At 65.0% G+C, this 16,477-nt stretch carries 19 protein-coding genes; 11 read left to right on the top strand and 8 right to left on the bottom strand.

All coding sequences use genetic code 11. The features are described from left to right. Positions 1–46: 46 nt before the first annotated feature. Both pgeF and rluD read right to left on the bottom strand, forming a co-directional pair. The gene (gene pgeF, locus ABX298_RS13895; protein WP_075043662.1) at positions 47–787 is read right to left on the bottom strand and encodes a peptidoglycan editing factor PgeF; all 741 of its coding nucleotides are present in this window, start codon (positions 785–787) and stop codon (positions 47–49) included. Beyond that, positions 784–1,746: a 23S rRNA pseudouridine(1911/1915/1917) synthase RluD gene (gene rluD / locus ABX298_RS13890; protein ID WP_025337605.1), complete on the bottom strand. Its 963-nt coding sequence runs from the start codon at positions 1,744–1,746 to the stop codon at positions 784–786. The genes pgeF and rluD overlap by 4 nt, the downstream gene beginning before the upstream one ends. Positions 1,747–1,893: 147 nt before the next feature. On the opposite strand from rluD, the gene ABX298_RS13885 reads away from it, so the two are divergent. The 10 genes from ABX298_RS13885 (at position 1,894) to ABX298_RS13840 (ending at position 11,780) form a co-directional block, all read left to right on the top strand. Further along, a complete protein-coding gene (locus ABX298_RS13885; RefSeq protein WP_025337604.1) occupies positions 1,894–2,913 on the top strand; it encodes an outer membrane protein assembly factor BamD in 1,020 nt (339 codons plus the stop codon). 94 nt (positions 2,914–3,007) lie between these two features. Further along, the gene (locus tag ABX298_RS13880; protein WP_084785029.1) at positions 3,008–3,238 is read left to right on the top strand and encodes a PP0621 family protein; all 231 of its coding nucleotides are present in this window, start codon (positions 3,008–3,010) and stop codon (positions 3,236–3,238) included. A 226-nt stretch (positions 3,239–3,464) separates the two neighbouring features. Further along, complete coding sequence (locus ABX298_RS13875) at positions 3,465–4,229, top strand: FadR/GntR family transcriptional regulator (RefSeq protein ID WP_047934916.1); 765 nt, start codon at positions 3,465–3,467, stop codon at positions 4,227–4,229. A gap of 90 nt (positions 4,230–4,319) precedes the next feature. Continuing rightward, a complete protein-coding gene (locus ABX298_RS13870) occupies positions 4,320–5,522 on the top strand; it encodes an ABC transporter substrate-binding protein (protein WP_075043660.1) in 1,203 nt (400 codons plus the stop codon). 65 nt (positions 5,523–5,587) lie between these two features. Continuing rightward, positions 5,588–6,448, top strand: a complete 861-nt coding sequence (locus ABX298_RS13865; protein ID WP_039614952.1) for a branched-chain amino acid ABC transporter permease — start codon at positions 5,588–5,590, stop codon at positions 6,446–6,448. 1 nt (position 6,449) lies between these two features. Next, complete coding sequence (locus ABX298_RS13860) at positions 6,450–7,469, top strand: branched-chain amino acid ABC transporter permease (RefSeq protein WP_039614951.1); 1,020 nt, start codon at positions 6,450–6,452, stop codon at positions 7,467–7,469. Next, complete coding sequence (locus tag ABX298_RS13855) at positions 7,469–8,221, top strand: ABC transporter ATP-binding protein (RefSeq protein WP_039614950.1); 753 nt, start codon at positions 7,469–7,471, stop codon at positions 8,219–8,221. Before ABX298_RS13860 ends, ABX298_RS13855 begins: the two co-directional genes overlap by 1 nt. Further along, the gene (locus ABX298_RS13850; protein ID WP_047934069.1) at positions 8,221–8,916 is read left to right on the top strand and encodes an ABC transporter ATP-binding protein; all 696 of its coding nucleotides are present in this window, start codon (positions 8,221–8,223) and stop codon (positions 8,914–8,916) included. The genes ABX298_RS13855 and ABX298_RS13850 overlap by 1 nt, the downstream gene beginning before the upstream one ends. Positions 8,917–9,091: 175 nt before the next feature. Further along, a complete protein-coding gene (locus ABX298_RS13845) occupies positions 9,092–10,369 on the top strand; it encodes a Zn-dependent hydrolase (RefSeq protein ID WP_075043659.1) in 1,278 nt (425 codons plus the stop codon). Between the two features lies 1 nt (position 10,370). Next, a complete protein-coding gene (locus tag ABX298_RS13840) occupies positions 10,371–11,780 on the top strand; it encodes an amidase (protein WP_367393236.1) in 1,410 nt (469 codons plus the stop codon). A 158-nt stretch (positions 11,781–11,938) separates the two neighbouring features. Here ABX298_RS13840 and thiO read toward each other — a convergent pair whose 3' ends face one another. Genes thiO through ABX298_RS13815 form a run of 5 tightly spaced genes read right to left on the bottom strand, consistent with a single transcriptional unit; the run spans position 11,939 to position 14,766 of the window. Next, positions 11,939–13,036, bottom strand: coding sequence for a glycine oxidase ThiO (gene thiO / locus ABX298_RS13835; protein WP_075043657.1), 1,098 nt, complete (start codon positions 13,034–13,036; stop codon positions 11,939–11,941). Between the two features lie 54 nt (positions 13,037–13,090). Beyond that, positions 13,091–13,480 carry a type IV pilin protein gene (locus tag ABX298_RS13830; RefSeq protein WP_317410499.1) on the bottom strand — a complete coding sequence of 130 codons (390 nt, stop codon included), beginning with the start codon at positions 13,478–13,480 and terminating at the stop codon, positions 13,091–13,093. A gap of 1 nt (position 13,481) precedes the next feature. Further along, on the bottom strand, positions 13,482–13,946 hold the full coding sequence (locus ABX298_RS13825; RefSeq protein ID WP_085592508.1) for a hypothetical protein: 465 nt from the start codon (positions 13,944–13,946) through the stop codon (positions 13,482–13,484). Next, positions 13,943–14,587 carry a PilW family protein gene (locus ABX298_RS13820; RefSeq protein ID WP_367393235.1) on the bottom strand — a complete coding sequence of 215 codons (645 nt, stop codon included), beginning with the start codon at positions 14,585–14,587 and terminating at the stop codon, positions 13,943–13,945. The genes ABX298_RS13825 and ABX298_RS13820 overlap by 4 nt, the downstream gene beginning before the upstream one ends. Next, on the bottom strand, positions 14,584–14,766 hold the full coding sequence (locus tag ABX298_RS13815; protein ID WP_075043654.1) for a prepilin-type N-terminal cleavage/methylation domain-containing protein: 183 nt from the start codon (positions 14,764–14,766) through the stop codon (positions 14,584–14,586). The genes ABX298_RS13820 and ABX298_RS13815 overlap by 4 nt, the downstream gene beginning before the upstream one ends. 109 nt (positions 14,767–14,875) lie before the next feature. Between ABX298_RS13815 and ABX298_RS13810 the strand changes: the two genes are divergently transcribed. Continuing rightward, the gene (locus tag ABX298_RS13810) at positions 14,876–15,373 is read left to right on the top strand and encodes a GspH/FimT family pseudopilin (RefSeq protein ID WP_075043653.1); all 498 of its coding nucleotides are present in this window, start codon (positions 14,876–14,878) and stop codon (positions 15,371–15,373) included. A 156-nt stretch (positions 15,374–15,529) separates the two neighbouring features. On the opposite strand, the gene ispH is transcribed toward ABX298_RS13810, so the two are convergent. After that, positions 15,530–16,477: a 4-hydroxy-3-methylbut-2-enyl diphosphate reductase gene (gene ispH, locus ABX298_RS13805; RefSeq protein ID WP_025337597.1), complete on the bottom strand. Its 948-nt coding sequence runs from the start codon at positions 16,475–16,477 to the stop codon at positions 15,530–15,532.

Raw genomic sequence — 16,477 nt, 5'->3', positions numbered from 1 at the left:
GATTATCCTGTGGGAGCGGGTTCACCCGCGAAGAGGCCGGTGCAGGCTAGCGCGGCTCCAGCCACACCAGGGAAGCAAACCGCCCACCCTGCGGGGTACGGCGATAGGAGAAGAACCGCTCATCGCTGACCGTGCACAAGCCACCACCATGAACGGCAGTCACCCCACGCGCCGCCAATCGAATACGCGCCAGCTCATAGATGTCGGCCATCAACTTGCCCGGCCGGGCACCATCGACAAAGGCCCTGGCCGCTTCCGGGTGCACCGCCGTAAAGGCATCACGCACCTCCAGCCCCACTTCGAACGCCTGCGGGCCAATCGCCGGCCCCAACCACACCAGCACCTCTTCGGGCGGCAGTGCCAGACGATCCAAGGTGGCCTCCAGCACACCACCGGCAAGCCCGCGCCAGCCAGCATGCGCCGCGGCCACGCGGGTACCGGCCCGGTCGCAGAACAGCGCAGGCAGGCAATCGGCAGTCATCACGGCGCAGGCAATGCCAGGCTGGTCGGTCCAGCTGGCGTCGGCCTCGGCCACCACGGCCGGGTCGGCATCCGCCACCACCAGCCCATGCACCTGCTTGAGCCAGGCCGGCTGGATGGCGAATTCGTCGCTCAGGCGACGACGGTTATCGGCCACCGCGGCAGGGTCGTCCCCTACATGGTCGCCAAGGTTGAAGGTTTCATAGGGCGGCAGGCTGACGCCGCCCTGGCGGGTGGTGACACAGGCGCGCACCGAGGCCGGGGCTGGCCAGTCGGGGAACAGCAGCGACTGCGTCAGGCCACTCATCCGACAAAGCTCTCGCGGTCCTGGTTCAGCAGCGACAGCAACCAGACGAAGTCATCCGGCAGCGGCGATTCCCACTTCATGACTTCACCGGTAATCGGGTGGGCCAATGCCAGGAAGCGCGCATGCAGTGCCTGGCGCGGGAAGGTTTTCACCGCCTCGACCATGGTCGGGCTGGCTGCCGGCGGAATGCGGAAGCGCCCGCCGTAGGTCTGGTCGCCGACCAACGGGAAGCCGACGTGAGCCATGTGCACGCGAATCTGGTGGGTACGGCCGGTTTCCAGCTTGACCCGCACGTGGGTGTGCGAGCGGAAGCGCTTGAGCACACGGTAGTGGCTGACCGCCGGCTTGCCGCCGTCGGTGACCGCCATGCGCTGGCGCATGCCGCCGTGGCGGCCGATCGGGGCATCGATCTTGCCGCCGGCAGTGACCACGCCAATCACGATGCACTCGTAGATGCGGCTGACCTTGCGCGCCTGCATCTGCTCGACCAGCCGGGTCTGCGCCTGCAAGGTCTTGGCCACCACCATCAGGCCGGTGGTGTCCTTGTCCAGGCGGTGGACGATACCGGCACGCGGTACGTTGACGATGTCAGGCACGTGGTGCAGCAGTGCATTGAGCAAAGTCCCGCTGGCATGCCCGGCGGCCGGGTGCACAACCAGCCCGGCAGGCTTGTTGATCACCATGATATGGTCGTCTTCGTAGACGATATCCAGCTCGATATCTTCGGCGACCCACTCGCCCTGGGCCTCTTGCTCGGCCTCCAGGACAAGTTGCGAGCCACCATAGACGAGGTCTCGAGGGCGCACCACGGCACCATCGACCGTCAGGCGGCCTTCTTTGATCCACGAAGTCAGCCGGGAACGCGAGTACTCGGCGAACAATTGGGCGGCGACCTGGTCGAGGCGTTGACCGCCCAGTTCGGACGGGACCTCTGCGCTAAGTTGAATGATCTCGGACATGCTCGATTCGGCGGGCGCACAGCCTTTGGTTTCGGCTGCGAGCTTGTGGTTAAATACGACTTCTTTTGTCCCGGGGTTGGCCGGGGCGCTCATCATAACAGGACGGCACCGCCCAAGACAGCGGCCGTCAAAGGGACGCAAGCCGCCATGCAAGTGAAACACCTGCTGCTGATCGCCATCCTCGGGCTCACCGCGGCCTGTTCCTCCAATAAAGAAGTGATTGACGAGAACCTCAGCGAGGCCGAGCTGTATCAGCAGGCGCAAGCTGACCTGGACAACTCCAGCTACACCAGCGCCGTGAACAAGCTCAAGGCCCTGGAGTCGCGCTACCCGTTCGGCCGCTATGCCGACCAGGCGCAGCTCGAGCTGATCTACGCCAACTACAAGAACTCCGAGCCAGAGGCTGCCAAGTCGGCTGCCGAGCGCTTCATCCGCCTGCACCCGCAGCACCCGAACGTCGACTATGCCTACTACCTCAAGGGCCTGACCTCGTTCGACCAGGACCGTGGCCTGGTGGCGCGCTTCCTGCCGCTGGACATGACCAAGCGTGACCCGGGTGCTGCCCGCGACTCGTACAACGAGTTCGCCCAGCTGACCAGCCGCTTCCCCAACAGCCGCTACGCGCCCGACGCCAAGCAGCGCATGATCTACCTGCGCAACCTGCTGGCCTCGTACGAAATCCACGTGGCCGACTACTACCTGAGCCGCCAGGCCTATGTAGCCGCCGCCAACCGTGGCCGCTACGTGGTGGAGAACTTCCAGGAAACCCCATCGGTCGGCGACGGCCTGGCGGTGATGGTCGAGGCGTACCAGAAGATGCACCTGGACGAACTGGCCGCCACCAGCCTGGAAACCCTCAAGCTCAACTACCCGGACCACCCGAGCCTGGCAGATGGCGAGTTCCAGCCAAAGCAGACCGAGTCTGACGGCCGCGGCTGGCTGTCCAAGGCGACCCTGGGCCTGATCGAAACCGAAACCCCGCTGCCGCCGGGTGAAACCCGCGCCAACCAGGACGTGGTCAAGCAGTTCCAGGACGCGCGTGACGAGATGCCGCGTGAGCTGCTGCCGACTGACGAAAATGGTGACCCGATCGTGCCGGAAGGGCCGAAGGAAGCCGAGAAAGACCGCTCCTGGTTCAGCTACATGACCTTTGGTCTGTTCGACTGATACGCAGCGGTACATGAAAGGGAGGCCTTGGGCCTCCCTTTTTTATTGGCCGCGTCCTAGACTGTCGGCTTCTTCAACCGACAAGCTGGACACCATGGTTCGCCTACTTTTCTGGATCGCCCTGATCGCCGCCGCGTTCTGGCTGTGGCGCAAGTTCAAAGCCAGCCAACAGTCGCACCCCGAGGCAAAGCTGGATGCGCCGCTGAAGATGGTGCGCTGCGCCCATTGCGGCGTGCACCTGCCCAATGACCGGGCGCTGCAGCAAGGCAACGAGTGGTATTGCAGCCAGGCGCACCTGCAACAGGGCCCAGGCCACCAGAACTGAACACAGTACCCTGTGGGAGCGGGTTCACCCGCGAATGCGTCGGTAGCTTCACTGCAGCATTCGCGGGTAAACCCGCTCCCACAGGTTGTGCGGTGAATCCCAACTTCACTTATCCCTCCCCGACCCTTTCGCACCATTTGCGACCCCTCCCCCGCCACCAGCATTGACCCACCCCGGCAAAACTCGCTAAATCCTATTTATCCGCATAAATATGAAAAATAGCGAAATGCTCAAACCCAAACGCAAGCGCCAGAAGCTGTCCGATGTGATCGTCGAATCGGTCAAGCGCTCGATCGTCACCGAAGCGCTGCACCCCGGCGACCGCCTGCCCACCGAGCGTGAGTTGATGGAGCATTTCGAGTGCTCCAAGGGAACCGCCCGCGAAGCGCTCAAGGCCCTGGAGGTCGAGGGCCTGGTCAGCACCCGCACAGGCCCGAGCGGCGGCGCCTACCTCAATGAAGTGGGCACCGAACCTGCCAGCCGCGCGCTGCGCAACTACCTGCACTTCCAGCACCTGGACGGCGAACAGGTGTACCAGCTGCGCAAGGTCATCGAGGTGGAGCTGGCGGTATCGGTGATGGGCAAGCTGAGCGAAGCCGACTACGCCGCGCTGCAGGCCAACATCGACTTCTGCAGCGCCCCGGAAGACAGCGAGGAAGGCCAGCGCGAACAGCGCCTGGCGGAGCTGGAATTCCACACCCTGCTGGCCGACCGCTGCCCCAACCCGTTGCTGCGTTTCATGGCGGTGTTCCTCAACGACCTGCTGCGCGACTTGGTAGTGCTGAAAAAGGCCTACCTGCCCAAGCGCCAGCAGTTCGCCGCTGCCAACATCGCCTACCACAAGCAATTGCTGACCGCCCTGCGCGCCAGCGACGAGCCCGCCGTACGCCGGCTGATGCACGAACACATGTGCGACGCCGAACACCACATGACCGCGCTGGAAGGCGAGGTTGCCCGCAACTTCCTGCTGGAGTTCGAACACCACCACTGATCCGCCTGGAAAGAGGCCTGCACACAGGCCCGGCCGTACCCGCTTTGTCATTGCCACTCCTGCCTAATAACCACAACCAAGGAGTTACTCATGCAAAGACGTACCCTGCTCAAGGCAGGCCTTGCCCTGGGTGCCTTAGGTAGCCTCCCCCTGGGGGCGCACCGGGCATTCGCCGACCAACCATTGACCTTCTATGGGCTCAAATCCATGTCTGGCGCCTTCGCCAGCTACGGCAAGTACGCCGACATGGGCTCACGCCTGGCCATCGCCGAATACCCGCAACTGCTCGGCCACCCGCTCAAGTACAAGGTCATCGACACCGAAGGCAACGCCGGCAAGGCGGTGCGCAAGGTGCAGGAAGCCATCGGCCAGGATGGCGCCCGCTTCTTCCAGGGCTGTACCCTGTCGTCCTCGGCACTGGCGGTGTCGAAGGAAATCCACAAGGCCGGCGGCGTGTTCATGACCCCGGTCGGCGCTGACGAAATCACCGGCAAGGACTGCAATGCCTCGACCTTCCGCTGGTCGGTGCCCACCTACGGCGCCATCCGCGAAACGCTGGTGCCGATGATCCGCCAGCTGCCACAGGCCAAGCGCTGGTACACCATCACCCCGCAATACGTGTTCGGCGATGCCCTGCTGGACAACGCCCGCAAGGTGTTCGCCGAGCTCGGTGTGGAACACATCGGCAACAGCTACCACTCGCTGCAGGAGCAGGAGTTTTCCGGCTACCTGACCAACGCCATCGCCGCCAAGCCCGACGTGCTGGTGCTGCTCAACTTCGGCAGCCAGGCGTCCAATGCCCTGCGCCAGGCAGTGAACTTCGGCATCAAGGAGCGCATGAAAGTGCTGATTGTGTGGTCCGCCGGCCTCGACCAGTTCCAGGAGCTGGGCAGCGACGTGCTCGAAGGCGTGTACCTGGGCGCGCAGTACTGGCACCAGGTCGATACCCCACTGAACAAGCAGCTGGTCGCTGCCACCCGCAAGGCCTATGGCATCAACCCCAACTACCCGCTGGCGGCCGACTACATCGGCACCAAGGTCATGCTCGAAGCCATCATCAAGGCCGGCAGCCTGGATGGCGCCGCCGTGTCCGCGGCATTGCAGGGCATGCGCTTCCAGGGCCCGACCGGCGAAGAACTGATCCGCCCGGGCGACCACCAGGTGCTCAAGGATTACTACCTGCTGCGCGGCAAGCCCCAGGGGCAGATGCGCGACGAGGACGACCTGGCCGAAGTCATCAGCTCGGGCCGCTCGTTCGTCGAAGTCGACCACACCGGTTGCGCCTTGGCCTGAAGCCGCGGCGTCAGTCACAAACACTCGTACAGGCAGCCGCATCGCGCGCTGTCGAGGGCACGCTCATGCTCGATTTGTACCTGTTCCAACTGCTCAACGGCCTGGGCCTGGGGATGATCTACTTTCTCATCGCCGTGGGCCTGACGATCATTTTCGGCCTGCTCAACTTCGTCAACTTCGCCCACGGCGCGTTCTTCTTGCTGGGCGCCTACCTGTGCTACACCGCCGTGGCCATTACCGGCAACTTCTGGCTGGCCCTGCTGATCGCACCGCTGGTGGTGGCGGCGCTGGCCTGGGCGGTCGAGCGTCTGCTGATCAAACGCATCTACCACCTGCCGCACACCTTCCAGATCCTCGTCACCCTCGGTATCGCGCTGATCATCCAGGAAGCCTCGGTACTGATCTGGGGCCCGGTGGGCAAGAACATCGCCGTGCCGCCGGAATTGCGCGGTGTGCTGATCGTCGGTGACTTCATCTACCCCTACTACCGGCTGTTCCTGATCGGTTTCGCCGCGCTGATCGGCCTTGGCCTGTGGCTGCTGCTGGAGCGCACCCGCTTCGGCGCCCTGGTGCGGGCCGGCAGCGAAAGCACCGAAACCGTGTCGCTGCTGGGCACCAACATCTTCCGCCTGTTCTCCCTGACCTTCGCCCTGGGCGTGGGCCTGGCCGGCGTGGCGGGCGTGCTGTTCGCACCGCTGCGTGGCGCCCAGCCCTTCGTCGGCCCGGAAATCCTCGGCATCGCCTTCGTGGTGGTGGTGATCGGCGGCATGGGCTCGTTCGGCGGCGCCCTGGTCGGCGGCCTGCTGGTGGGTGTGGTGCAAAGCATGATGACCAGCCTCTGGCCGCAAGGCGCCAGCCTGATGATCTACGGCGCCATGGCCGCAGTGATCCTGGTCCGTCCCTATGGCCTGTTCGGGAGAGCCTGAGATGAGCGAGAAAAACCCATTGCCAGTCGCCAAGGGCCGCGCCCCGGCCCTGCTGTTGCTGGTGGTCGCCAGCCTGGTGGCGCTGCCGCTGCTGCTGCCATCGGCCACCCTGGCCACCGAGATCCTGATCTTTGCCCTGGCGGCGCTGGCCTGCAACCTGCTGCTCGGCTACACCGGCCTGCTGTCGTTCGGCCAGGGCATCTTCTTTGGCGTGGGCGCCTATGGCGCGGCGCTGCTGATGATCCACCTGCAGTGGGGCATGTTCGCCGCGCTGCTTGGCGCAGCCGTGTTCGGTGCCTTCCTGGCGCTGCTGGTAGGCGCCCTGGCGATCCGCCGCACGGGTATCTACTTCGTCATGCTGACCCTGGCCTTCAGCCAGATGGCCTACTTCCTGGCCTACACCCTCAGCGGCTGGACCGGCGGTGACAACGGCCTGCTCGATGTGCCCCGGCCCAACATCGAAATCGCCGGCCATGTGCTGGTCGACCTGGCCGACCCACGGCACTTCTATGTGTTCGTCGCGGTGCTGTTCCTGCTGATCTTTGCCGGCGCCCTGCGGGTGATCCGCTCGCCATTCGGCAGCACCCTGCTGGCCATCCGCGAAAACGAGACCCGCGCCGCAGCCATCGGCTACGACACCCGCCACTTCAAGATCCTGGTGTTCATGCTGTCGGGCGCCATCACCGGTATCGCAGGGGCGCTGTACGCCATGCTGCTGCACTTTGCGCCGCTGTCGAACATCGACCTGATGATGAGCGAGAACATCCTGATCATGACCATCGTCGGCGGCACCGGCTCGCTGTTCGGCTCGCTGCTGGGGGCCGGCGCCATCGTGCTGCTGGGCGATGTGCTGTCGGAGCTGTGGCCGCGCTGGCTGATGCTGCTGGGGGTGATCCTGATCCTGGTGGTGGTGTTCATGCGTGGCGGGCTGTGGGGCGGCCTGGCCGAACTGGGCAAGCGCCTGCTGGCTAACCGCAATGCCAATGACAAACCCCAGGCCAAGACCAAGGAGACTCTGTGATGAGCGACTACCTCCTGGAAACCCGCCAGCTGGAGCTGGCCTACGGGCCGTTCAAGGCGGTTGCGGGTGTCGACCTCAAGGTTCGCGCCGGCTCCATCCATACCATCATCGGCCCCAACGGCGCCGGCAAGACCAGCCTGTTCCACTGCCTGACCGGCGAGCGCCAGGCCACCGCAGGCAAGATCCTGTTCAACGGCCAGGACATCATCCGCAAGCCGTCCCACGGGCGCGTGGCGCTGGGCATGGCCCGTTCGTTCCAGCTCACCAGCCTGTTCCAGAACCTGTCGGTGCGCGAGAACCTGCGCCTTGCCGCCCAGGGCCGCGATGGCCTGGGTGCGTTGAACTTCTGGCGCAGCGTCGAGCACAAGCGCAGCCACTGGGACACCGCCGACCAGGTGCTGGAGCGCCTGAAGCTTGCCGCCCGCGCCGAGACCCTGGCCGGCGAGCTGTCGCACGGCCAGCAACGGGTGCTGGAGGTGGGCATGTCGATCTGCGCCAAACCCACCCTGCTGATGCTCGACGAACCCACTTCAGGCATGGGCATCGACGACATCCCGGTGATGACCGACTTGATCAGCGACCTCGGCCGCGACCACACCGTGCTGCTGATCGAGCACAACATGAGCATCGTCATGTCGATCAGCCAACGCATCACGGTGATGAGCCACGGCCAGATCCTGGTCGAGGGTACCCCTGAACAGGTGCGCAACGACGAGCGTGTCCGCACCGCCTACCTTGGAGAGGCCGCCTGATGCTCAATGTCGATTCGATCCACTCCTACTACGACAAGAGCCATGTGCTCGAAGGCGTCTCGCTCAAGGTCGAGGCTGGCGAACTGGTGACCCTGCTGGGGCGCAACGGCGCCGGCAAGACCACCACCCTGCGCAGCATCCTCGGCATCGTCCGCCCACGGCAGGGGCAGATCAGCTTCAACGGCCAGCAGCTGGTCGGCCGCGAAATCTTCGATATCGCCCGGCTCGGCATTGCCCTGGTGCCGGAGCACCGCGGCATCTTTCGCCAGCTCAGCGTGGAGGAGAACCTGAGGATTGCCGTTCGCAAGGACAGCCGCTGGCAGCTGGAAGACGTGTACAGCATGTTCCCGCGGCTGAAGGAACGGCGCCGCAACGGCGGTTTCGCCCTGTCCGGTGGCGAGCAGCAGATGCTGGCCATCGCCCGCGCCCTGCTCAACGGCCCCAAGCTGCTGATCCTCGACGAGCCCACCGAAGGCCTGGCCCCGGTGATCGTCGACGAACTGGTGAGGATTCTGCGGCGGATCAAGGACGAAGGCCTGTCGATCCTGCTGGTGGAACAGAACCTGATGGTCTGCGACGCCCTCGCTGACCGCCACTACGTGCTGGAACAGGGTCGCGTCGCCTACCAGGGCAGTGCGGCGCAGTTCCGCGAGGACCCGAGCATCAAGAACCGTTACCTGGCCCTTAGTGCCTGATACAGGCCTCGTTTACCTGTACTGGCCTCTTCGCGGGTAAACCCGCTCCCACAGTGAACGCGTCGTCCTGGTGGTAGGGGCCCGCAGACCTGAAGGCAGTGATGTCCCTGTGGGAGCGGGTTCACCCGCGAAGAGGCCAGTACAAGCAACCCAGTCATTTCAGGAGAGATGAACCATGAACACCCGCATCGATCCCTCGCAGCACCTGCTCGACCAAGGCCCGCTGGTCAACCGCGATCGCCTCTGGCAATCGCTGATGGACCTGGCCCGGCTCGGCGCCACCGCCAAGGGTGGCGTATGCCGCCTGGCCCTGACCGACCTCGACCGCCAGGCCCGCGACCTGTTCGTGCGCTGGTGCGAAGACGCCGGCTGCACGGTCAGCATCGACGCCATCGGCAACATCTTCGCCCGCCGCCCGGGGCGCAACCCGGCCCTGCCGCCAGTGATGACCGGCAGCCACATCGACACCCAACCCACCGGCGGCAAGTTCGACGGCTGCTACGGGGTCATGGCCGGCCTCGAGGTGCTGCGCACCCTGAACGACCTGGACCTGACCACCGAGGCCCCGCTGGAAGTGGTGGTATGGACCAACGAGGAAGGCTCGCGCTTCCCGCCGTGCATGATGGGCTCGGGGGTGTTCGCCGGTAAGTTCGGCCTGCAGGAGACCCTGGCCAAGGTCGACGACCAGGGCCTGTCGGTAGGCGCGGAACTCCAGCGCATCGGTTACGCCGGCCCGCGCGCGCCCACCGGGCATGCCGTCGGTGCCTACTTCGAAGCACATATCGAACAAGGCCCGGTGCTGGAAGACCAGCGCACCACCATTGGCGTGGTCCAGGGCTGCCTGGGGCAGAAATGGTTCGACCTGGTACTGACCGGCGTCGAGGCCCATGCCGGCCCGACCCCGATGCACCTGCGCAAGGATGCCCTGGTCGGTGCCGCCGAGGTGGTGGCTGCGGTCAACCGCGTGGCGCACGCCCACCAGCCGCATGCCTGCGGCACCGTCGGCTGCCTGAACCTGCACCCGGGCTCGCGCAATGTCATCCCCGGCCAGGTGCAGATGACCATCGACCTGCGCCACCTCGACCCCGAGCACCTCGCCGCCATGGTCAGCGAAGTACGCGCGGCCATTGAAACCAGCACGGTAAGACACGGGTTGAGTTTCGAGCTGACGCCAACCGCCGACTTCCCGCCGCTGTACTTCGCCGAGCAGTGCGTGGACGCCGTGCGCCAAGGCGCGCGGGAGCTGGGCCTGAGCCACATGGATATCGTCAGCGGCGCCGGCCACGACGCGATCTTCCTCGCCGAACTGGGCCCGGCCGGGATGATCTTCGTGCCTTGCGAGGGCGGCATCAGCCACAACGAAATCGAAAATGCCGCGCCACAGGACCTGGCCGATGGCTGCGACGTGCTGCTGCGCGCCATGTTCCAGGCCGCCAACCCGGGAGCCCGTTGAGATGACCCAGAAAACCGCGATTGGCGAGTTCACCGCCGTCGAACTGCTCGAGTTGTACCAGCGCCGCCAACTGTCACCGGTCGAGGTGATCGACGATGTGCTGGCGCGCATCGACCTGCACAACCCGGCGGTCAACGCCTATTGCCATGTCGACGGCGAAGGTGCCCGCGCCGCCGCCCGCGCCAGCGAACAGCGCTGGCAGCGTGGCGAGCCCTGCGGCCGGCTGGATGGCGTACCCGCCTCGATCAAGGACCTGACCCTGACCCGGGGCATGCCCACACGCAAGGGCTCGCGCACTACCTCGGGCGCAGGCCCGTGGGAAGTCGATGCGCCCTTCACGGCCTTCATGCGCGAAGCCGGCGCTGTGTTGGTGGGCAAGACCACCACGCCGGAGTTCGGTTGGAAGGGGGTGACCGACAACCCGCTGTACGGCATCACCCGCAACCCCTGGGATACCCGGCTGACCGCCGGCGGCTCGTCCGGTGGCGCCGCGGCGGCAGCCGCGCTGAACCTGGGCGTGCTGCACCAGGGCAGCGATGCCGGCGGCTCTATTCGCATCCCTTGCGCCTTTACCGGCACCTTCGGCATCAAGCCGACCTTCGGCTACGTACCGCAATGGCCGCCCAGTGCCATGACCGTGCTGTCGCACCTGGGGCCGATGACGCGCACCGTCGACGATTCGGTACTGATGCTCGACTGCGTCGCCCGCCCCGATGCCCGTGACGGGTTGGCCGGCGCACCCAGGCAGGCGCCGTGGCTGGGCCAGGAACAGGACCTGAGCGGCCTGCGCATCGGCTACAGTGCCAACTTCGGTTACGTGCAGGTCGACCCGCAGGTCCAGGCACTGGTGGCCCAGGCCGTGCAGCGCCTGGCACGGCTGGGCGCACAGGTTGAGGAAGTCGACCCAGGGTTCGGTGACCCGCTGGAGACGTTCAATACCCTGTGGTTTGCCGGGGCGGCGCGGTTGGCCAGTGCGTTCAGCGATGAACAGCGGGCGCAGCTTGACCCAGGGCTGCGCTGGATTGCCGAACAGGGAGCGCGAATCAGTCTGGGCGAATACACCCAGGCTCTGGAGGCACGGGCAGAGTTGATCGCGAAGATGAATGCCTTCCACCAGCGTCATGACGTGCTGGTATCGCCGATGCTACCGCTGGTGGCATTCGAGGCAGGGCACAATGTGCCGCCGGGGTCGGGGATGACGCAGTGGATGGAATGGACGCCGTTCAGCTATCCCTTCAACCTGACCCAGCAGCCGGCGGCTTCGGTGCCCTGCGGGTTCACCCGCGAGGGGTTGCCGGTGGGGCTGCAGGTGGTGGCCGGGCGCTTTGCCGATGAGCAGGTACTGCGGGTGTGCAAGGTGTATGAGCAGCATTATCCAAGCCGGCACTCGCAGGCACCGATTACCGGTTGAGTGCTCTATTGGACCCGCCGGCTGAAATATTTATTGGCCTTGCTGGCCTCATCGCCGGCAAGCCGGCTCCCACAGGTAAAGCACAGGTCCCGTGGCTGTAGGTGGACCTGTGGGAGCTGGCTTGCCGGCGAAAGGGCCGCAACGCGGCCCCGGCAATCTCAGCTCAACCGCCCGGCTGGCGCATACGGCGCCGGGTCAATGATCGGCTCTGCCCCGGTCAACAGGTCGGTAAACAGCTGGCACGAAGCCGGCGCCAGCACCAGCCCGTTGCGGTAATGACCGCAGTTCAACCACAGCCCCGCATGCCCCGGCACCGGCCCTATGTACGGAATACCCTCCGGCGATCCCGGCCGCAGCCCGGCCCAATGCGCCACCACCGTGGCCCCCTCTAGCTCAGGCAGCAACTCCACCGCCGAGGCCTTCAGGCTCTCCAACGCCTCCTCGGTCGGGGTCTTGTCGTACCCGGCATGTTCCAGCGTGCTACCCACCAGAATATGCCCATCCCGCCGAGGGATCGCATAGCGCCCCTTGGCCAACACCATGCTCGGCAGGAAGTCTTCGGCACATTTGAACAAAATCATCTGGCCCTTCACCGGCTCCACCGGCAATTCCAGGCCGAGCGTACGCAGCAGGTCGCCACTCCAGGCGCCGGCACTGAGCACCACCTCATCCGCCGCCAGCACGCCGTCTGCCGTCTGCACACCGGTCACGCGACCGCCTTGCTCGGCGAAGCCGGTAATCTGGCAGTGCTCACGCAAGGTCACGTTGGGCAACGCCAGCAACGCCGCCTTGAGCGACTTCACCAGGCGAGGGTTGCGCACGTTGGCCACGCCGGCCATGTAGATGGCACGCTTGAAGCCCGGGCCCAACACCGGCACCGCGTCATAGGCCGCCGAAATATCCACGGCACTCAGCGGTCGCTGCTCACGCTCGGCCCAGGCCAGCGCTTCGGCCTCGTCGTCCAGGTCAAGCCAGTACAGGCCGGTGGTGTGCACTTCGGGGTCGACGCCGGTGCTGGCGAACAAGCGCTCGCCCAGCTGTGGATAAAAGTCTTGTGACCAGTGTGCCAAGGCGGTCACGGCCGGGCTGTAGCGCCACGGGTACAGCGGCGAAACGATGCCACCGCCGGCCCAGGACGACTCGCGGCCGACTTCACCCTGATCACACACCACCACCTGCCCGACCTTCGCCGCCAGGTTGAATGCCGTCAGCAGGCCGATCACCCCGCCACCGACCACCACTACTTGCTTGCTCATCTGTCGATCCAACACCTGAAGTAAATCCGCGATGCACCGGGCATCATTCAACCTTCAGCTTCCCCAGCAGTGCACGCTGTCTTCGACGGCACCCGGATTGCGCTGCACGCCGGCCTGGTCGAGCTGGAAATCGCCACAGCGGTCCTGCGCCATCAGCCCACTCGGCAGCCGCCGGGCGCGCAGCGTGAAGGTGTCGCTGTCGCGCTGGGCCTGCAGGCTGTAATAGCGGGTACCGTCGGGCAAGGCCGGGTCGCCCTCGGCGTATTGGCCAGTGCATACGCGGTGGCGCTCCAGGCGCAGGGCGGCATCATGCAGCAGGCCAACCACTTCGCTGCGCGCGGCTCGCCGTAGCTGGTCGCTGTAACTGGGGTAGGCAATGGCTGCCAGAATGCCGGTCACGGCCAGCACAATCAACAACTCGATCAGGCTCAAGCCTTGCTGCATGTCAGTCTCCTCGCAATCTCTGGCGCCAGGCAATGCGCCGGGTCGTGTCCTCGCCCATGGCATAGACCGCTTCCAGCACATGCCGTGACTGGGTTTGCAGGCTGACGGCGGTGACGCGGTACAGGGTGACCTGCTGCCCTTCCGGCATATGCGCCGCGTGTTCGCTGGTACCCAGATTCTGCAAATGGAAATAGCCGGTTGGCGTGCGCTGCCACTGCCCGCTCAGGTCATGCGGTCGAGCGGGTGGCGGGCACGCCTCGCAAGGGTCGGGGGGAGCCCGCTCGAGCTCGCCTGCCCCTGCCAGCAGCGTGGCCTCGGCCTGCTCCAGCGCCAGCAGGCCTTCGCTCAGATAGCCGGTCATCTGCGTTTGCGCCAGCGCATCTCGCAGGGCCGACGCCGCAAGCAGCCCCAGCAGCATGCTCAGGACCAAGGCCAACAACAGGACAATGCCACGCTGACGACTCATGAGGCCGGCACCGGGTTGCGGATTGCGACGCTCAGTTCATGGTGCTGTTCAAGTTCGAGCGTGGGTTCGTAAAGCGTCAGGGCAATATCCACCCCCTCACCCTGTGCCATTTGCACCCGCTGCAAACGCATTGACCGCACATTTTCAACCAGCGGCTGGAAATTGCTGTTGTTGCGTTTGAATCTCAGCGTATTGCCCTCGAGTTGGTAGACATATCTGCTGATGGGGTGAACCTGTGGGTAGCCCTCCTTCAACTCATCGTCCACAGACACTTTGCTAGTACAGTCCGTGTGCAGGAACCACTGCGGCCCACCGGCTTGCCCAGGTAACTCCGCCACGACCAGGCTAAGGGTGGATGCTTCGACTTCCATCGGCCGGGCGAATGCGTGCTCTGCGCTCGAACTGCCGAAGTGCTTTGGCTGCAGTCGCAAGCAGCCGAACATCCCGGTCATGCGGATATCCTGGGCCATTCGCAGCAATGCCAGGCGAGCGTCATCCTGCATGCGTACTGCCGTGCTGTGCAGCCGCCAGGTATGGTGGGCCGAGGTAAATAGCTGGCTGGCCGCCGCCAACAGCAGCAACCCGATGGTCAGCGCCAGCATCAGCTCAAGCAAGCCGAAACCACGCTGGACGCGGCTCATGGCCGCCCCCTTTCATGCTCGCTGTGAGCCGCCATTGCCGCCTTCCCATCGCGACGCGCATCCTCCGCAGCCTGCAATGCCTGCAGTTGCAGGCCTGCCGCTGCGAACATACCCACGGCCACCACACCCACCGCCAACAACACTTCCAGAAGCGTCATGCCTCGTTGTCTTGCGTGCATCCCTGCACCTCCTGCGACTTTTCCTGCAATTGCATTGAACCCGGGCGACTGGACCGCCGGTCCAACGACCGTGAAGCTACAGCCAAGCACTTCCAGGGAGGAATGCACGGTGAAGCAACGAGGTGTAACACTGATACAAATGTTGTCGGCCCTGGCGGTGGCCGTATTGCTGACACAGCTCGGCATGCCGGCCTACGCCAGATTGAGCGACGACCTACACAGGGCGGCAGCTGCGCGAGACCTGGCGCAGGCGCTGCGCAGTGCGCGCAGCCATGCCATGTTGCAAAGCCAGCCGGTGCTGGTGCAGGCGTTGGACGGTAACTGGGGGAATGGTTGGCAGGTGATGCTGGAGCATAACGGGCAGGTGCTGCGCGAGCAGCGTCTTTCACGGCCGCTGAAGATCACGAGCAATCGCGGCGAGCAGCTGAAATTCAGTGCGCAGGGTGTTCCGCTTGGGGCCAACGGTAATTGGTTAGGTTCAACGATGGAGATTTGCGAGCGCTTGACCGCAACTAGCCAGTATCAAGTGGTGATGGCATCGACTGGCAGGGTCAGGGTAGATATGGGAGAGCCAAAAAAATCCCGATGCAAAGACACCTCCAGCTAGCATACGTGGTCGTTGTGGGAGCGGCCTTGTGTCGCGAAAGGGCTGCAAAGCAGCCCCGGGATTTCAGCGTTGGCGCTGATATTGCCGGGGCCGCTTTGCGGCCCTTTCGCGACACAAGGCCGCTCCCACATAAAACAGCATCAGGTGGGGGCCGTTTCAGATCAGCGACCGAACCCGCAGCTCCTTGGGCATGGAGAAGGTGATGTTCTCTTCCCGCCCATCCAGCTCTTCAGCACCGCTGGCGCCCCAGGCCTTGAGCTGCTCGATCACACCACGCACCAGTACTTCGGGGGCCGAAGCACCGGCGGTGATGCCGACCCGCGCCGTCTGCTCGAACCAGCCACGCTGCAGGTCCTCGGCACCGTCGATCAGGTAGGCCGGGGTGCCCATGCGCTCGGCCAGCTCGCGCAGGCGGTTGGAGTTGGAGCTGTTCGGGCTGCCGACCACCAGTACCACGTCGCACTCGTCCGCCAGTTGCTTGACCGCGTCCTGGCGGTTCTGGGTGGCGTAGCAGATGTCGTCCTTGCGCGGGCCGCCAATGTTCGGGAAGCGCGCACGCAGGGCGTCGATGACGCGGCTGGTGTCGTCCATCGACAGCGTGGTCTGGGTGACGAACGCCAGGTGGTCCGGGTCCTTCACCTGCAGGTTGGCAACATCCTCCTCGTCTTCGACGAGGTAGATGGCGCCACCGTTGCTGGCGTCGTACTGGCCCATGGTGCCTTCGACTTCCGGGTGCCCTTCGTGGCCGATGAGGATGCACTCACGGCCGTCGCGGCTGTACTTGGCCACTTCGATGTGCACCTTGGTCACCAGCGGGCAGGTGGCATCGAACACTTTCAGGCCACGGCCAGCGGCTTCCTGGCGCACGGCCTGGGAAACACCGTGGGCACTGAAGATGACGATGACATCGTCCGGTACCTGGTCCAGCTCTTCGACGAAGATGGCGCCGCGGTTACGCAGGTCTTCCACCACGAACTTGTTGTGCACCACTTCGTGACGCACATAGATCGGCGGGCCGAAGACTTCCAGCGCGCGGTTGACGATCTCGATCGCCCGGTCGACCCCCGCGCAGAAGCCGCGAGGGTTGGCGAGTTTGATTTGCAT

The organism is Pseudomonas sp. X4, assembly GCF_040784925.1.
Classification (GTDB): domain Bacteria; phylum Pseudomonadota; class Gammaproteobacteria; order Pseudomonadales; family Pseudomonadaceae; genus Aquipseudomonas; species Aquipseudomonas putida_Z.
The sequence above is the reverse complement of the archived record's forward strand: the minus strand, read 5'-3'. Positions and strand labels throughout refer to the sequence as shown.